The organism is Shinella zoogloeoides, from assembly GCF_030733845.1.
GTDB lineage: Bacteria > Pseudomonadota > Alphaproteobacteria > Rhizobiales > Rhizobiaceae > Shinella > Shinella zoogloeoides_C.
In genome coordinates this window covers 41,372-57,771 of the sequence record NZ_CP132310.1, presented here as the reverse complement: position 1 = coordinate 57,771, position 16,400 = coordinate 41,372, and the positions used below count along the sequence as shown (strand labels likewise).

Genomic DNA, 16,400 nt, shown 5'->3' with positions numbered 1-16,400 from the left:
CCTTCTCTCTCTGAAATGCGCGTTCGCGCTTCACATAACTAATTACTTACTCAGAACGACGACGGGACGCAAGTAATTACTTACTTACCCGTCGCAGTGCCGTTGATCAGTTCGTGAGGATCTTTTTCAGCTCCTGCATGACCTGCGTCGGCAGATCCTCGATCCTCTGGAGCACGATATGGTTGGTGTAGAAGCGGCGGACTGCAGCATCCATGATGCCGATACCGACGAGATCGATACCGAGCTTCTCCAGCTTTTCGACCGTCTGTTTCAGATGGCCGGCGGCGTTCGCTGCGCCGGAGGGCTGACCGTCCGACAGGACAAGCATGACCTTGCGCTTCTCACGACGCTTGAGCAGGCGGATGGCAGCGTATTCGAGGGACTCGCCGTCGACGTTTGTCACCATGCCTCGCTGCGCGTTCGCCATGTATGCGATGCGCTGCTTCACCGTCGCGTTGATCCGCTCGTCAAAGTCCTTGTAGATCGGCATGACGATCGGCGAGACACGATGGAAGCTGAGCCCCTTGGCACGAGCATCCGAAATCTCCCGGTTCATCTCCTGCTGGCTCGTGCGCGAACCCTTGCCTCGATGATCCCCGGTGGTGAAGCCAATGACTTCGCTGGCGATGTTGACGCGCTCCAGCGTCGATGACAGCGCGTAGCCCGCAACCATCGCCGTGACGATCTTGACGCCACCCATCGAGCCAGAATTGTCGATCAGCAGCGAGACGGCCGTGTCCTTCGACTTGTGCTCCTGCTTACGATTGAAAAGGCGATCGTCGTTAGTAACGATGCGATGCAGAGCAGGGGAGTGGAGTCGACCCGAGCGATAGCCGGGCACCTTCACCACATGCGACTGCGAAGCCATCATACGCTCGATGTCCTTCGACATCCGGCCAGTCATGGCGCGCGCCTTCTCTTCCAGGTCCGGCACCCACTGATCGTGGATCTCCGGCACCTTCAGTGGCTCGATCCGGTCGAACTCGCGGGTAAACACATTGTAGTCGTTGTCGGCGAGCAGATCGACAGCCTCGTTGGCGATCAGGATCGCGATCTGGCTCGACAGGTCTGCCTTCTCGAAGGCATTGTCATCGAAGTCGAACAGGCTCTTGCCCAGACCGTTTCCAACGCCGCCGCCGGAGCCGTTATCCTCGTCATCAGCCTCTCCGACCTCACCCGCCTCGTGATCGTCAGTCTGGATGGCTAGACGATCCTTGCTTTCCTTCTCGCCAGGCCGTTTGCCATCATCGTCTTCGTCGGCCTCGGTCGCGCCGGGCTTGCCATCCTCGTCAGAATCCTCCTCGTCCTGACCCGACGCATCCTCTCCGTCGTCGTCTCCGCCGTCAGAAGCTTCGGCCGCCTCCTCGGAGCCGTCGTCAGCGTCGCCATCATCATCTTCCTGGCCGCCGTCGTGTTCGCCGTCCTGGTCTTCACCATCGTTCCCGTCGTGAAGATCATCATCTGGGTCGCCTTCGCCCCCGTCGTCATTCTCCTCGGCCTCATCACCCCCAGAGCCCTCATCTTCATCCTTCTCAGGATCTTCGTCTTCGGCTCCTTCTTCATCGCTATCCCGATCGCCATCGCCTTCAGCGTCATCAGACCCCTCGCCATCACCGGCAGTGTCGTCATCCGCATCTTCCTCGGCGCCGTCGCCCTGTTCAGGCTCCTCTTCATCGCTCTCATCCTTTTCACCTTCGCCAGCGTCACCCGGCTCGTCTTCACCGCTGTCCTGGTGATCGCGCTCGCCGTCACCGTCGCCTTCGCCAGCCTCCTTCTCGGGCTTGTCCTGGGACTCACCATCGGACTGCTGCTGGTCCTCGCCGGAGCTGTGGTTGTTGTTGTCGCTCGCGTCGGGATCACCATCGCCACCTCCACCAGGCTGCGGCGGAGGATCGAGATATTCGAACGCGCTCGCTTTGACCGCCTGGCCGTGTTCGGTCTTGACCTCGACGTCAACGAAGCCTGCGGCGTGCGGCGGGGTTTCCACGACGATCTTGCGGCCGCTGGCATGCGCGACAATCTTGGCGAGCGAGCCGCCGAACTTAACCCATTCGAGGTCGACGAAGTTGGTGCCGTGGATCTCGACGGGATCTCCGCCTGGCGTATGACCCTGGTTGGGCTCGACCTTCGTGATGGTCGGCGGCGGCACGATGGGATGCAGGATACCGTCCAGAATCCGGGCGATCTCAAGCGTCTCTTTGGTGGTCCGGACCTTCGGCAGATCCTTCTTCACCTTCGCCGGCAGACGATCGAGCAGCTCCTTGACGTATTTGTTGCCCCAGAGCTTCTCGTCATCCATGTAGTCCTGGAACTCGGTATGACCGGCGAGGGCGCGCATGACGGCGACCAGGAGGTAGCTGAACGCCTCCTTCTCGTCTTTGGCCGACGCGACGGCCGGCTTGGTGATCTTGGCGATGAAGTGCCGGCGCAGGTCGGCGATGTTCTTCTTCGAACCGGGGAAGATGCGCTCCATCTCCCGCTCGATCATCGTATCCTCGATGATGTTGTGATAGGTGCGCAGACGCTGCACCTTCTTCTCCATCATCTGCTGAGACGTGACGCGATAGCCCGCGACCCAATCCCAATCAGTGATCAGGACGTGGCCGACTTCGTGGTCAATGAAGCCCTGGATCGCGCGGATGAAGCCTGCGTCGGCGGTATCCGGGATGTTCGGGATGTTGATTCGAACGGGCTTGCGCGTCTTGGGGTCGGCGATCACGTATGCGTCGGCGCCGCGCTGCGTCACCGTAAGACCCTTGCCGGTGAGCATCGGCACGAGCTTCGTGACCACTTCACGAAGCTCAATAATCTCACGGTTCATGTCTCTCTCCTACGTCTAAGTAACTAGTGACTTAGAATTACAGCTATGAAGAAAGGACTTCAAATGGGGTCAGAAGGTAAGACTGACCGAAGGCCGGGATGACAACGAAGATGTTGCCGTATTCGGGATGTTCACCTTGATAGATCGTGACCGATCCCCCATCCGTCTTCTGGATATTACTAAGCAGGTCTGCGGTGGCCTCGGCGTCTTCCTGAGCCAGCGCGATGATATTCTTGGAGGTGTTGTTCACTTGTTGGACCCTTTGTCGATGCGCCATCCTGGCGCATACTCCTCAGTAAGTTATTACTTATTACCCCAGGCATTTTAAAACCGGCCACGGGTGGCCGGTTCGTTGCCGACTTACTGCTTACCGTTGTGCTTGGCAACCACCTTTGCGAGATCCTCACGGAAATCGCCGGTCAAGCGCGGATCGGTATTGCCCGAATGTTCTCGAATAACATCCAGGATCTCTTTTTCGTTCTCGGTCACGGCCGACTTGAAGAGCGGCATCAGCTCCTTCAGGACGGCATCATCGAAGAACTGGCTCAGAGCCAGCCGAAAGAGATAGGCTGGATCTACATCGAGCGCCTTTGCCATGGCAGGCACACGGTCTAGCGCCAGCTTGGAGCGCCCCGACTTCAGCATAGATATAAAATTGGCATTGTTGAAACCGGCCTCATTGGCGATTTCCATCTGCGACTTCCGGCTTTGAAGCTCGTAGATCCTCTTATTGAGGAACTGCTGAAGCGTCGACTGAGCCGATGAGACGGTGCTCATTTCATTCGTTCCCTTCTAGTCTCTCTCTTGCGTTGCGATAACTACGCTATAGCGCTTTAACGCTGGGGTGTGTGCTTTTCGAGTCGTCATCTATTGGGTTCTTTCGGTTGATCATAGCGAGAATAATAAGTCAACGCCTACTTATCTGACGTGAGCCAAATTCCCCTGCTTGTTGCGATGTTCCATAAGAAGTCTTACGCCATTTCGGGCGTTTTCAGGCCGGGACGGTTACTCGGCACCTCTTGCCAAATCACCTAGAATCGGAGTTACTCGCGACCATCACTGATTTGCATGCAGGAGATTCGTGTGTCTGCCGACAAAGTTTTGAGATTGCGTGAGCGCCGTCGGGCGATCGGCCTGAAGGAAACGACCGTTTGGCTGACACAGGAAGCTGACCAGACCATTTCAGAATTAGTTGCGTCCAAAGGGCTGCGGAATCGTTCCGAGGCCGTTCAGTATGCGTTGAGCCGGATCGCCTCGTCCGAGGAAGTCCAAACCACTAACTGACGTAGGAATAGAAAAAGCCCCAAGGCTGGAACCAAGGGGCTTTTTGGAAACTCATACCGGCGGCTGCGCGGCATGTGATTCGGGTCTCGACAGCTCGTTTCTCCCACCAAAAGCCGCCGGAGTCAACGACGAATCACCGATTCGGCGAATGAGGCTCCTTGCGCTTAGGAAGAGAGAAATGCAGACGGTTAACACCGGCTGGCGAAGGCCTGCGCGCTTCGTTCAGCCACCGGAGCCTGCGCCCGAGACGGGCGCAACCGAACTATTCGCAGCGGCGCGACTTGCCGTCAAAGCACTCCGCCTCCGACCGGGGGCAAGGTTCGTCCTTGACCAGCTCGTCGGCTGCTACGGCGGCGAGACGATTGGCGGCCGTTACCTGGTTTGGCCGGCGAACGAGTTCCTCATGGAGCGGACAGGGTTGTCAGAGCGTGGCGTGCGCTACGCGATCAGGTCGCTTCTTGATGACGGCGTGATCAGCTCGAAGGAGTCAGCCAACGGCAAGCGCTTTGCAATCCGCTCCAAGAACGGACAGATACGCGATGCCTACGGCCTCGATCTCTCCCCTTTGCTTTTCCGCCTCGACGAGTTCAAGGAGCGCTGCGAGGAGATCCAGGACGCGCGCGAGCTTCGCCGGCGGCATTTCGATGAGATCACTATTTGCCGGCGCGACACTATGGAGTTGATCAACGCCATGACCGACGCAGACGACCTCCAGAGCGAATTCGATCGCCTTGTGTCCCTCACACCTCGTCGGGACAGCTTCGCGAGCCCTGACGCTTCTCTGGCGTCTTGGCGCACGCTCCATGAAGTGACGAAAGAGAGATATGATACCGCCTGTGGGGGCAATAACAGCCGTCTCATTGAAAACAACAAAGATACCCCTGACCAGTCTTGTCAAACGGCTTCGAAAAATGGTGTGGCGAAACTCGCGCTTAGTGATCTGACGGCAGTCTGCCCGGATGCGATGGACTATATGGAGGCGCCGCGAACCGAGCGCGATCTGGTAAACGGCGCCGGCCGGCTGCGCGGATCCGTCGGGGTGCATGAAAGCGCCTGGTTCGAGGCGATCGAGAAGCTTGGGCCGGTCGCGGCCGGCGCGACATTCTTTATCTGCCTGCAACACTACGAGGATGATCGAAAACGCAAGAACGCAATTCGGAACTTCGGCGGGTTCTTCCGCGCATTCGTGCGGCGCGTGGCCGACAAGCAGATAGACCTGGTGGAGGAAATTCGCGGGATGCGCCGACGACGCGCGCACTAGGCAAGAAAAAAGGGGCGCATCGAGCGCCCCTTCGAGAGAGAAAGAGGTGCATTGACCCAAGCACCAGGGGAACTGATTCCTCTGTTATAGCAAAAACTTAATCGGTTACGCCGCTTTCTTCTCCTTGTCCTCTATCTCGCCCGCCTTGTCGTCGCGGAAGCGCTTGAAGCGGGGGTGTCGCAGCGAGCCGTCGGGCGTGACTTCGTGATATTCGACCTCGATCAAGCGCTTGAGGAGCTCCAACTCGCCGTCATAGACCGGAGGATTGTCCATGCGTGTCTCGTCGCGAAGCCACAGATCCCAGAGTTCGGCGCGCTCTTTGTCCGAGAAGCCGCCGCCAACGCGCACCTCGACGCCGTTGCGATCGACAATCAGGCCGCCGAGGCAGGTTTCGTATTTGGTGCCGGGCTCACCGGGGAACGCACCGACAACCGGGAGATCTTCGGTTTCCTCGGCCTTGATCTTGAGCCAGCCGTAGGACTTCTTCTTGTCGTAAAGCCCCTGCGGATCCTTGACCATCGCACCTTCGAGGCCGCGCGCCTGGAATTTGGTGTAGAGATCGTGGATTTCCTTGTGGCTGTTGACCAGGTAGCGCGGCGTCTTGGTGATGATCGTCTCGTCAGCATACCCGACGAGCTGTTCCACCAGTTCACGCCGCTTCATGTAAACCTGACCGACCGAGCCCGTCGCGTCAAAGTCGGCGAAGGTCATGAAGTCGAAGACGTGGAACCGTGCGCCATCGGCCGTTTCGCTCTTGCGACGGAGCGCGCCAGCTTCGGCGAAGCTGTCATTCACGACCATTTCGCCGTCGACCATGAAATTCAGGCTCGAACGAGCGTAGCTTCCCAGATGACCCGGCTTCGTGCTGAGCGTCGTCATGAGTTCCAGATTGTTCGACTCGGCGACCGCCTTCAGCGCCATCTGGATCATCGGTTCGACCAAGTGTTCGGCCGCCGGCGCGCGCTTGCCGGACCGGGTGAAGAAGCCGCCGGATCCGTCGCGGCACAGGAATGTGAAGCGATAGCCATCGAGCTTAGGTTCGACCACCTGGGGCCAGGTCTTGATGCGCTTTTCCTCGTAGTGATGGGCGCGCATCACGGCAAAGACCGGGATCAGGCCAGGCATGACCTTCTGGATGGTGGATTCGGCGATGCCGCAGCGCAGATCCTTGTTGAGGATGCGCCAAAGCAGCTCGTTGGCCGTCTCGTCCGACGCCTTCAGGCAGGCCGTCACAACATCGGCGGCTGCATTGCCGGTCAGCTCGCGTTGCGCCAGCTTCGTGAGCACGCTTTCGATGCCATCGATGTCGAAGGCGATCTTCTCGCCGAGGTTCGAGGCATGACGGGTCGGCTTGATCCCGTAGGTGATGAACGGGTCATAGGACCACTTCACGATAAACTTGCCGATGTCGGTGGCCAGGAGCTGCGCGAGCAACTCCTCTTTGCCGTTGCGCGACCCTTCAGCCGCAATCTTCTCGATGAGGTCGAGAGCCTGTGTCGCATCCATAGGTAATCACTTCCTTATGCGTTGATCGCAGCGGCAAGGTTGCCGGTTGCGGCTGCTTCGTTGATGGCGGCTGCCGCCGGGGTGGTGATCTCAGGCGCCTTGACGACCTTGCGAGCGCGCGTGACCGAGGCAGAGCCGTGCTCGAAAGGTTTGCCCTGGCGGGTGGACTCGCCCGGCGCTGAGCGAAGCTGCTCATCGATCCGCTGGTTGGCAGTCACCAGCAAAAGCCGCTCGTTCTCGGGCACGCGATAATCGTTGAGCACCGACTCACGCATCATGACGGGGCGGATGCGCTCCAGGATCGGCTTCATGAGCTTGCCATCCTTCGGCGTCGACGAGCCGTGGTGGTCATTCGTCCAGTTCTTGTCGAAGCAGTATTTGCGGACCATTTCGGCGGCGGGGCACTTGTTGCAGTGCATTGCAGCCTGACAGCCGCGCCGGACGTCGATCTGCTCACCGCGCCAAACCTTGTCGCGGAGCTGAACACACGCACCCATGCGCGTCTTCGCGCCGAAAAGCGGGCAGGTGAATGAAAATTGGTTCGTATCGCTGAGGGATTCGTAAAGGGTGGGCATCAAAACCTCCCAAATTTGGGGTTGTCGGGGTAGTCGAGCTTGAGGCGGTTCTCGATTGTGTTCCGCTTCGCATGAGCGCGTCGGATGATGACGCGCATCCGAGCCTCGATGACCCGCTGTCTGTTGCTCGTTAGGTGCGAGCTGCCGGCTACCGAGTTGACCTGTGCCCACTGGAAGAGGTCTTCCAGATCATGGCGCGCCATCACCACGTCGACCATTTTCGGAACATAGTCCGGCGGGTCGAATAGATTTTCGGTAACGTCCTGCCGGAGAAATTGCAGAAAGTCTTCCATCAGAACCGCCCGAACTTCGGGTTCTGCTTCATCTCCGCCAGCTCGGCTTCCTTTCGAGCAGCCTCGGCGCGTGCAACAACATCCGGATCGATGGTGACATGCCGCGTGGCGTTTCCGATGAAGTTGTCGTCGTCATCTCGGTTGCTCTCGGGCTCGCGCATGCCGGTCGTGTCGTAGGTAGGATCGAGATGCTGAACGTTTGCGGGGCCGATCTTCGGAAACACCGTGCGCCCGACGACGAACGGGAAAGCCTCGCGCTTCTCGATCTGGAGCGTCTTGCTGTCCGTGATGCGGTAGCCTTTGCTGCCAGACTGACGGTGGTCCAGCTCCTTCTGGTAGTCCACCTCCGCTTCAAGCTGGCTGGCAAACTTCTTGACTCTCACCTGTCCCGTAGCGCCTTTGGCGCCCCAGCGACGAATGACGATCGCCCTTCCCTGCGCGTTCACGACGAGGGTGAGGAAATAGTCCTTCGTTCCGCCCTTATGGGACAAAGATGCTTTCGCAACTTCCATAGGATATTCAGACATCGCTCTTCTCTCTCTTTGCGCTTTCGCGCTTCTCTCAAATCTCACTATAGCGAGATCAGAAAGGGTCGCTAACTAATTGCTTACTTACCCGAGCGGGCAGCGTATGGATTTCGCAAGCGCCACTGGATATCGAGGGCCGGCGTCCAGACCTTCGCATCCTGATATGCCCGGACAACCACCTCCGGGAGAACTTCGTTCGGATCTTTCCCTGGCGGAAGCAGCGCGATCTTCACGACGAGACCGATACCAGCGAGCAGTTTCGCTGCATTCAGCGCCGAGACGAGCGCCATTTCCTCGCCATCCCACATGATCGTGACCTGCTTGACACCCCTCGCCTTCAGCTTGCCGAACCTTCCGAGCTGGTCGTTGCCGTCCATGGCGCCGTAGCTCAGATGCTTGCCGAATGATCCGACCGGGATGACGTGCCGGAGCGCCACCTCACTGTCGAAGGCGATCTTCATGGCGGCGACGTCGAAGAACCCTTCTCCCATTGCCACCTCGGCGGTGGCGTGGACGTTCTGTCCGTTGAGCAGGAACCGGCCAGTGCCAGGCAGCATCTTCGGGAACAGGTATTTGCGCTCGGTGAGACCAAGCTCCTTCTGCTCCACCGTGAGCGGCGGCGCCAGCGACCGGCCCTGGAACGTGACAAGCTGACCGTCCAGGTCATAGACCGGGATGATCACGCGATTGTCGAAGGGATGGCGCTTCTTTTCGCCCTCTTCCTCAAATTCCCACCAGCCGAACTCGCAGTAGCGGAGCGCGAAGTATTTGGCGTAGTCGGCCGTGATGCCGCGCTGCTCCAGATACTGCAGATTGGAGCCGTCTTCCGTCGGTAGCTCCATGCTGTAGGGAAGCCTCACGTCGCCGTGTTCGACGGCCGCAACCGCCTGGCGCTTTGGCCGCCAGCCCTGCTCCTTGAGAATTTCCTGCGCCATATCGAAGGCTTCGCGCCATTCGAGCTGGAAATGCTCCTTCACGAATTTCATCTTCGTGTAGGGGAAGTTGCACACGAAGCAGTTTCCAACGCCCGAGTCAGCGTTGAGATAGACACGCCAGCGACTGTCGCCGCACGCCGCGCAGTGTTTGGCATTGATCTGCATGCCCGATGTGCCGCGCGAGAGCTTGTAGGGAAGGCTCTCGCGTTCGAAGAGGAACTCCAGATCCAGTTCCTTCGAGATTTCCTCGGCTTCAACCCTCATGGCTATTCCCGCGCAATAATCTTGTTGAGGAATTGCATCTTCTGGCGGTTCTGGCGGATGCGCAGCGAGAACCCATCTTCGGTGTTGCGCGAAAGAGCCCAATACAAGCGCGCTTCGCCGGCGGCCTTTTCCGCATCGGTCGCGTTGATGCCGATCAGAATGTCAACGGTTCGAGCCTTGTTCCAGTCGTCGCCGACGTCAGTCGCCTTGGCGGTCGCAGCTTTGGCGCCGTCACGGTTCGTCTGGGTGGCCGTGAGCAAAGCCGCGTCGAATTCGTGGGCGATGGCGCGGAGATCGATATAGATCGTGCGCAGGTTTTCCTGGAGGTTGTCCGAGCGATACTCGGAGGCCATGATGTCGGCGTAGTCGACCGTGATCAGATCGAAGATGATGCCGTCGTTGCGATACTCCTCGATGATCCGGTGGAGCTGAGACGGCTTCAAGGTGCCGGACGCGAAATCCCGCATCTTGAAGGCGCCAGACTTTGCCTCCATTGCCTGGATCTTCGCTTTCACGGTAGCGGGATCGACCGCCAGATCCTTGATCATGGTGTCGGAGAGCGCGGCGTCGATACGCTCGGCGATGATCCACGAGGCGACTTCGCACGACCCGTAGAAGGCGTTGAAGCCGGCCAGGGAGGCGTTCTTGGTAAAGTCACCAAGGCCGAGCGATTTACCTGCCTTCGCAGCGCCCATGAGGCACGACAGCTCACGGCGACCCCATCCGGCGTGGAAGAGATAGGCATCCATGCCGGTGTAGCCTGTCGTGATGCCACGCTTGACTAGGCGGCCTGCCTTGATGTCTTCGCGCCGGATGGTCCGGCTATCGATTTCCTTCCAGTAGTCGTAGTCCTGGCTGTCCACCGAAGCGCCGACCGACAGCGCGCCCTTCATCAGCTTCTCGATGGACTTCCAGTCCTTTTTTTCGAGAGCCGGAAGTGACGCCATGATCGCCTGCTCGACAGCCTGGTGACGAGCGAAGTCCTTCACCTTGTCGAGGACGTAATTCGAGTTGCTGAGGTCGACGTTCTTGCCGAGCGCGCCCTTTACGACAGCGACCACATCGTCCTTCATGTCGGGACGAATGCGTTTGGCGGCGAAGGCATCCTTGAGCAGTGTCGGAATGATGCGGGGATCCGGCGCGGCCTTGTAGGTCTTCAGGTGCTCCTGAACCATGTTCACGACGGCGCCGGAGGCAGCTTCGGTGAAATACTCCGCCTTGATCAGATCCTTGGTGCGCATGGCGAACTGTGTGTCGCGCATGAACAGCGAGACGATCTTCTGCTGGAAGGCGCCATCGAACTCGTAGGACTGCTGCTCAAGAACCTCCTCGCTCACGCCAACACCTCGAAGGAAGTAAGCGCTGACTTAAACACTACGACAGCAGAAAGCGCGCCCGAGGGGCTCTGAACTTCGACCTTGACTGTGAACTGATCGGCGGCGAGCACCTTACCCTCGATATTCGGCATCGGCGCGCGCATCAGGCGAATCTTCTTGCCGATTGCGGCCGTGAGATCGTCCTGATGGCTCCAGGACTTGGGTCTGGACTCCTTCAGGGTGATGGTCTTTTTCTTGTTGGGACGGAAGCCGTCCTCGCGACGGCCACTATGATGATGGGACTGCATTTTCTGCTTTCTCTCGATTGCGCTATTTCGTGATATAGCGAAATAGCGAAGGGTTAATGCATATACGTTCGGGCGATCTCGAAGACCCCCTCCTCGACCCGTCCTTTGATTTTCTCGACCGGGAGAAGGTCTTCGTTGACGAAACGTCCCAGCATTTCGCCTGGGTTGGCGCGGAGCCCCGCCTGTTTGAACAGCCACTCGTGGTAGTCGTTCTGCTGCGGTAGATTCTGGTAGTTCTCGATCAGGTAGGCTGGATGATCGCTCGTGTAGAGCCGCGCCGCCTGAAGCTCAGGCCATCGCTGCTGCACGCGATCAACCACCATGTCGCTGTAGAGGTGCTGCGGCTGCGGCAGGTAGGGGCGGTTCCAGTAACGCAGCCGGTATTCGAACGCGAGGTCGAGATAGACCTCGTAGGGCATGCCCAACATGTCGGCCATCTGCCGGCCGTGCCAGCAAGCGGTAAAGTGGCTCTTGGCTTTCTTGTGCGTGGAGCTTTCAGGCGCATCCAGCCCGCCAAAGATCTCGTCGATGGAGATCGTTCGAACGTATTTCGCTGCGTTGTGGTCCATGTTCACCGCGTAGTGCCGGCGGTAGACGCCATCATATGCCTGAATGTAGAGGCGGGTGGCGGCGAGCGGTGTCAGATGGCGGTAGTCGAACCACTTGGATGCGAACAGATCAGTCTCGAACTGGAGCGTCTTCTGGTTCTGGATGAAACGGTGGGCGACGATATCGTCTTCAAGCGGCGAATGCCTGATTTCGAGATCGCCACCCATCGTCATTTCGTTCTGCTGCATCATACTCATTGGACCATGTGTTTCTGTGACGACGACGATATAGCAGAACTCAGTAGGCGATTACTTAGGTTTCGGCCCCTCGTAAGCTTCGACGATATCCTGGCAAAGGCCGGAGCGGACGATCTCGCTGCGCCCGAAGGTGATCACGGAGACCTGGCTGTGGTTGCCGATCCGCCGAATAGCATCTTCCAGGCCGGACGATCCGCCGATCTTCTCATCGATCTGCGAGGTATCGCCGTTGACGATGAACTTGGCGTTCTCGCCGATACGGGTCAGCAGCGCCTTGAACTCGGATTTGGTGGCATTCTGCATTTCGTCGGCGAGCACCCAGGCGTCCTTCAGGGTGCGACCGCGAATGAACGCCAGAGGCACCGGCTCGATGACGCCGGCCTTCAGGCAGTATTCGTAATGACCGGAGCCGAGCGCCTCGCAGAATGCTTCCTTGAGCGGAATCAGGTAGGGCGCAAACTTCTCGTCCAGCTCACCAGGGAGAAAGCCCATGCCCTCGCCCACCTCGATCGCCGGGCGGGTCACGTAAATCTTCCTGATCAGCCCTGCCTTGTAAGCCTCGGCGGCCTTCTGAACGGCATACCAGGTCTTGCCCGTGCCAGCCGGTCCCTGGCCGAAGATGATGTCCTTGCTTGCGATGGCGACGTCGTAACGCTTCTGCCCAGCGGTAAGCGGCTTCACAGGTTCACGGCGAACGGGCGTCGGCGCCTGGGGAAGGGATCGATCGACGGAAGCGATCAGCTTGGAGTGGTCACGCGAAGAGGCGCGCACGTCGCGACGGGTTTGGCGGGCGACGGACTTCTTGGGCTTGGACATTTTCCGAGGGCTCCAGTGGAGAGTATGAACTACCCAGATACTTTACCGGATTCCCTCTGAGTAAGTAAGTGCTGACGTATTTGATTCAGTCGCTTTTCGACCTAAAGCGCTGAGCCCCACATCCAGAGGTCATCGAGCTGCTGCGCTGGAATATTGAGCGCGTTTGCGAGATCAACCACGGCATAGTGCAGCCGCTCGAAGGTCGTGGATTCCATCAATTCAACCATCAGCGTCGCCTTTTCCACATCGGACACATCCAGCGCCTCGATCGTGCTCGCGACCAGGGCCTTCGTGACGCCGATATTTGCAGCGGCGAGCCAGAACTGCCGGGACGTGAGAAGCGGAAACGTGGCGCGCATCTCCTCTACGGTCGGCGGAACGTAGGGGACCACCTGATACGAGCCTTCGTTTTCGACAAGCCACTCGCGAATGGTCGGGTTCAGACCGAACATGTCCTCGGGGCGGCTGCAATACTCACAGTCGTAGGTAAATCCATCACGGTCAGTGATATTGCAGTCCAAAAGATAGACACCATTCTCGGGTGTCGCCTTGACCGATGCAACTGAGTTTAGTGCCAGCATTATGCAGTCCTCTCAAAAAGCTGGACGGCGATCGGGTCAACCTGGGTAATACCCCGACAGCGCCACGTTCCCGCAAGAGCGTTTCCGGCAAGACCTGAATTTGAAGAGCAATACTCAATTGCAGTGCCGGAAACGAGATTTAGTGCTCTAGAGGCGTTCCGCTCGGACCAGCCACCTGGATTAAGGCGGGCCGCAATCGTATGTCCGATCGGGAAATTGGTGTCGCCGTTACCAGCACCCTGATGAACTTGGGCAAACGCCGAAGGCGCAAGTCCACCAACTGTATCAGCGTTTCCTGCATTGTTGGCATAGGCGACGTTGAAGTTCGACGGATTGTAAACATACATGTTCGTCCCGTCAGTGCCGCCCCACAACCAAGTCGGCTGGCCGCCCTGTCCGGACCAGTTGAAGTTCAGATCTCCGCCGCCTACACGACGCGGATATGCTCGGTTAGCCGTTCCGGCGTTACCGGAGATGTTGATGCCATAGGTGCCGCCATCATTCTTGACGCGTGCGTTGAGAGCCTCCCAGAGCGAGGCGCCGAAGGCAGTGGCCATTCCACCGGTAAAGGCGATATTGCCATCGGTCGTGATGTAGGTGCCAGCCGAACCTACATACAGATCGCCGGCAGAATGAACATAGCCATCTACATAGAAGCGGCCATCGGACTCGCGATAATTCAGCGATCGGACATAGGCGCCGGAACTGTTGTAGAGGTTCCAGTGCATGCCCGGCGTGGTGGCATTGTGATAGGTCAAACCGCGATTGACGCCATTCAGACGGTGCCAAACGTGGGAATTGCCCGTGCTATCGACACGGATCTCGGTGGTGAACGTCTTCGAGCCCATCGCGGTCGGCAGCCGAGCGTCGGCCACCGTGCCGGTCGAGATATTCGAGCCGTTCAGGCCGGTGAGCCCACCACCAGCACCAGCAATACCGGAAGCCGAGATCGTAACTCGGTTCGTGCCGCCCGTAGAAAAGCCGATCTGGTCGGCAGCCGGGAACCAGATGCCGGTGTTGAGGTCGGCGGCGTTCGTGAAGGACGGGGCAGCGGCCGTGTCGCTGTTGGTCCCGTAGAAGCGGGCGAAGTCGATATTGCCCGTTCCCGTGAGGCTCCCGCTAACCGTGCCACCAGTGGTATTGAGTTTGCCGTTGAGCGTCGTCTGAAGATTGGCGATGTCGGCGATAGCGTGGCCGTGGCCGACGAGCGCTGTCTCCACCCAACCATACCAGGTCGTCTGATACTTGCAGCGTGTATAGACCTTGCCGGTCGAATAGGCCTGATACGACTGGTAGACCATGCTACCGCCCGCCGTAACGGTCAGCATGCCAGCCAGGCCGACGGGATAATTCGCGCCCGCTGTTGCGCTTGCGTTCGCGGCCTGATGCCAAAGACCCGGCGTAATGTAGTTATCAAGATCCTCGGCAGATCCGAGGTTGCCGTTGGTCACGAAGGCGAACTTGTCGATCGCCTGCTTGACGCGCTGGGCGGTCCAGATGCGCGAGGTCGTCGCCGTGCCCGCCTCGGCCTCGGCTTGGGGAACCACGCTGAGCGCCGCTTGCTTTCCATCGAGAGTGGTCTGGAGATTGGTCACATCGGCGATCGGGTGCACATGTGCCAGCGGCGTGCGCGCATTCGACAGGCGCGTGTCATCGGCGCGAACGATTTGAGTGGTCGAGCTGGCGCCGGACGCCGCAACCGGAAGATCGCCAATCGCGTGAGCATGAGCGAAATCGGTGATCTGCGCCTTGGTGTGAACGTGGCCGACGGTCGAATACAGCGTGTCGAAGTAGGACTTCAGAACAGCCTTGATACGAAGCCAGGTCGTGCGTTTGATCGCGCTCCCGCTGGCGCTGTCGAGCAGCGCAAGGGAGTCACCATCAACCGGGGTGTCCTTCAGGGGCGCGTTGGCAAGCTCGACCTGCGTGTGGTCGCCGAGATCCAGGGTGTCGAGCTTGGTCTTGTCGGCGGCCGACATGAAGCCAGCGACGCTCTGTGTGGCAGCGGCATGCAGCGCGCCTCCGCCTCGGTTGCCGTGCGAGGTGTCGTTGAAGCGCGCGCCTGGAAGCGTGCCGGTGGTCAGGTTGCCGGCGTTGTTCGCGCCGATGTTGGCGCGCGCAGCGGCGGTATCGGCCACGTCCGCGAGGTTCTGGCTCTTGGCGAGCTTGCCGGCGATTGCCGAGGTCATCGTTGTGGCGAAGTTCGGATCATTTCCGAGCGCCTGGGCGATCTCGGCCAGCGTGTCGAGCGTGGCACCGGCGCCATTGACCAACGCGTTGACGGCGGCCTGGATCTGCGCAGCCATCTCGGGTTCGGTCACGCCGATGTTCGACCATACAGAGCCGCTGTAGAAGCGCAGACGACCGGATGTCGAGTTGACGTAGACCTCGCCGCCGGTGAGCGCGTTGCCGTTCAGATCAACAGCCGGATCGTTTGCCTGAAGGCCAAGGAACGAGCCGCGAAGGTGCTCCAGAATGTCTTCCGCGCCCTGTTCTGCAGCGTTGGCGGCCTGGGCGCTGTTTGCCGCAGCGGTCGCGCTGCCCGCCGCATCCTGTTTGGATGCGAGTGCGTTTGCGGCGCTCGTGGCGGCGTTGGCGGCCGACGTCGAGGCCGACGTGGCGTGCGTGTTCGCAGTATCCCGAGCGGTTTCAGCTCCGGTGCGCGCGGTTTGCGCCTGCGTGCGCGCTGTCTGGGCATCGGTGCGAGCGGTCTCAGCGCCGGAACGAGCGGTCTGAGCCGCCGTCGCAGACGTGGCCGAGTTCGTTGCGGAGCCGGCGGCGTCCGTCTTGGAGGTGTTCGCAGCCGTAGCAGCCGCCTGCGCTTGATCCCGGAGACTGACGAGAGCGGGCGTGATGTCGCCGGTGTCACCCTTATCACCCTTATCGCCTTTGTCGCCCTTGTCGCCTTTGAGACCTTGGTCGCCTTTGATGCCAGTGGGACCAGCCGGTCCAAGCCCCATGAGAGTGATTTCGGGGCGCTCGCTACCGAAATACTGGATTTCGATGTCGCCATTGTGCTCGAAGCGGATCTCCGCCGGAGCCGTCTCCAGGCGCATGATCTCGATGTCGCCAAGAACGACCGAAACGAGGTTCTCCTCTGCCATCAC

General features: G+C 59.4%; 16 protein-coding genes. 2 read left to right on the top strand and 14 right to left on the bottom strand.

Annotation, left to right across the window (positions count from 1 at the left end; genetic code table 11):
• Positions 1-106: 106 nt before the first annotated feature.
• The 3 genes from Q9316_RS00380 to Q9316_RS00370 form a co-directional block, all read right to left on the bottom strand.
• Entirely contained in the window at positions 107-2,821 is a 2,715-nt protein-coding gene (locus tag Q9316_RS00380) for a cobaltochelatase CobT-related protein (RefSeq protein WP_306031644.1), read from the bottom strand.
• Positions 2,822-2,864: 43 nt separating this feature from the next.
• Positions 2,865-3,071, bottom strand: a complete 207-nt coding sequence (locus Q9316_RS00375; RefSeq protein WP_306031643.1) for a hypothetical protein — start codon at positions 3,069-3,071, stop codon at positions 2,865-2,867.
• A 110-nt stretch (positions 3,072-3,181) separates the two neighbouring features.
• The gene (locus Q9316_RS00370; protein WP_306031642.1) at positions 3,182-3,598 is read right to left on the bottom strand and encodes a helix-turn-helix domain-containing protein; all 417 of its coding nucleotides are present in this window, start codon (positions 3,596-3,598) and stop codon (positions 3,182-3,184) included.
• 306 nt (positions 3,599-3,904) lie between these two features.
• On the opposite strand from Q9316_RS00370, the gene Q9316_RS00365 reads away from it, so the two are divergent.
• Positions 3,905-4,105 carry a hypothetical protein gene (locus tag Q9316_RS00365; protein WP_306031641.1) on the top strand — a complete coding sequence of 67 codons (201 nt, stop codon included), beginning with the start codon at positions 3,905-3,907 and terminating at the stop codon, positions 4,103-4,105.
• A 178-nt stretch (positions 4,106-4,283) separates the two neighbouring features.
• Positions 4,284-5,366 (top strand): replication initiation protein RepC, encoded by a 1,083-nt coding sequence (gene repC, locus Q9316_RS00360; protein ID WP_306031640.1) that lies wholly within the window; start codon positions 4,284-4,286, stop codon positions 5,364-5,366.
• A gap of 105 nt (positions 5,367-5,471) precedes the next feature.
• On the opposite strand, the gene Q9316_RS00355 is transcribed toward repC, so the two are convergent.
• The 11 genes from Q9316_RS00355 to Q9316_RS00305 all read right to left on the bottom strand — a co-directional run bounded on the left by Q9316_RS00355 (position 5,472) and on the right by Q9316_RS00305 (position 16,397).
• Positions 5,472-6,872, bottom strand: coding sequence for an ATP-dependent DNA ligase (locus Q9316_RS00355; RefSeq protein WP_306031639.1), 1,401 nt, complete (start codon positions 6,870-6,872; stop codon positions 5,472-5,474).
• 14 nt (positions 6,873-6,886) lie between these two features.
• Entirely contained in the window at positions 6,887-7,447 is a 561-nt protein-coding gene (locus Q9316_RS00350; protein ID WP_306031638.1) for a hypothetical protein, read from the bottom strand.
• Positions 7,447-7,740, bottom strand: a complete 294-nt coding sequence (locus Q9316_RS00345; RefSeq protein WP_306031637.1) for a hypothetical protein — start codon at positions 7,738-7,740, stop codon at positions 7,447-7,449. Before Q9316_RS00345 ends, Q9316_RS00350 begins: the two co-directional genes overlap by 1 nt.
• Positions 7,740-8,231: a WGR domain-containing protein gene (locus Q9316_RS00340; protein WP_306031636.1), complete on the bottom strand. Its 492-nt coding sequence runs from the start codon at positions 8,229-8,231 to the stop codon at positions 7,740-7,742. Before Q9316_RS00340 ends, Q9316_RS00345 begins: the two co-directional genes overlap by 1 nt.
• Positions 8,232-8,347: 116 nt before the next feature.
• Positions 8,348-9,466, bottom strand: a complete 1,119-nt coding sequence (locus Q9316_RS00335; protein ID WP_306031635.1) for a hypothetical protein — start codon at positions 9,464-9,466, stop codon at positions 8,348-8,350.
• Between the two features lie 2 nt (positions 9,467-9,468).
• Positions 9,469-10,803 (bottom strand): DnaB-like helicase C-terminal domain-containing protein, encoded by a 1,335-nt coding sequence (locus Q9316_RS00330; RefSeq protein WP_306031634.1) that lies wholly within the window; start codon positions 10,801-10,803, stop codon positions 9,469-9,471.
• Positions 10,800-11,090, bottom strand: a complete 291-nt coding sequence (locus Q9316_RS00325) for a hypothetical protein (RefSeq protein WP_306031633.1) — start codon at positions 11,088-11,090, stop codon at positions 10,800-10,802. The genes Q9316_RS00330 and Q9316_RS00325 overlap by 4 nt, the downstream gene beginning before the upstream one ends.
• Before the next feature lie 53 nt (positions 11,091-11,143).
• Positions 11,144-11,896, bottom strand: coding sequence for a hypothetical protein (locus Q9316_RS00320; protein ID WP_306031632.1), 753 nt, complete (start codon positions 11,894-11,896; stop codon positions 11,144-11,146).
• A 51-nt stretch (positions 11,897-11,947) separates the two neighbouring features.
• The gene (locus Q9316_RS00315) at positions 11,948-12,712 is read right to left on the bottom strand and encodes a PhoH family protein (protein ID WP_306031631.1); all 765 of its coding nucleotides are present in this window, start codon (positions 12,710-12,712) and stop codon (positions 11,948-11,950) included.
• 101 nt (positions 12,713-12,813) lie between these two features.
• Positions 12,814-13,293 (bottom strand): hypothetical protein, encoded by a 480-nt coding sequence (locus Q9316_RS00310; protein ID WP_306031629.1) that lies wholly within the window; start codon positions 13,291-13,293, stop codon positions 12,814-12,816.
• The gene (locus Q9316_RS00305) at positions 13,293-16,397 is read right to left on the bottom strand and encodes a hypothetical protein (protein ID WP_306031628.1); all 3,105 of its coding nucleotides are present in this window, start codon (positions 16,395-16,397) and stop codon (positions 13,293-13,295) included. Before Q9316_RS00305 ends, Q9316_RS00310 begins: the two co-directional genes overlap by 1 nt.
• Positions 16,398-16,400: the final 3 nt, after the last annotated feature.

Coding starts and splice junctions, on each gene's coding strand:
- Q9316_RS00325 (WP_306031633.1), bottom strand. CDS start 11,090: ATGCAGTCCCATCATCATAGTGGCCGTCGCGAGGACGGCTTCCGTCCC.
- Q9316_RS00310 (WP_306031629.1), bottom strand. CDS start 13,293: ATGCTGGCACTAAACTCAGTTGCATCGGTCAAGGCGACACCCGAGAAT.
- Q9316_RS00320 (WP_306031632.1), bottom strand. CDS start 11,896: ATGAGTATGATGCAGCAGAACGAAATGACGATGGGTGGCGATCTCGAA.
- Q9316_RS00380 (WP_306031644.1), bottom strand. CDS start 2,821: ATGAACCGTGAGATTATTGAGCTTCGTGAAGTGGTCACGAAGCTCGTG.
- Q9316_RS00315 (WP_306031631.1), bottom strand. CDS start 12,712: ATGTCCAAGCCCAAGAAGTCCGTCGCCCGCCAAACCCGTCGCGACGTG.
- Q9316_RS00370 (WP_306031642.1), bottom strand. CDS start 3,598: ATGAGCACCGTCTCATCGGCTCAGTCGACGCTTCAGCAGTTCCTCAAT.
- Q9316_RS00335 (WP_306031635.1), bottom strand. CDS start 9,466: ATGAGGGTTGAAGCCGAGGAAATCTCGAAGGAACTGGATCTGGAGTTC.
- Q9316_RS00355 (WP_306031639.1), bottom strand. CDS start 6,872: ATGGATGCGACACAGGCTCTCGACCTCATCGAGAAGATTGCGGCTGAA.
- Q9316_RS00305 (WP_306031628.1), bottom strand. CDS start 16,397: ATGGCAGAGGAGAACCTCGTTTCGGTCGTTCTTGGCGACATCGAGATC.
- Q9316_RS00350 (WP_306031638.1), bottom strand. CDS start 7,447: ATGCCCACCCTTTACGAATCCCTCAGCGATACGAACCAATTTTCATTC.
- repC (WP_306031640.1), top strand. CDS start 4,284: ATGCAGACGGTTAACACCGGCTGGCGAAGGCCTGCGCGCTTCGTTCAG.
- Q9316_RS00345 (WP_306031637.1), bottom strand. CDS start 7,740: ATGGAAGACTTTCTGCAATTTCTCCGGCAGGACGTTACCGAAAATCTA.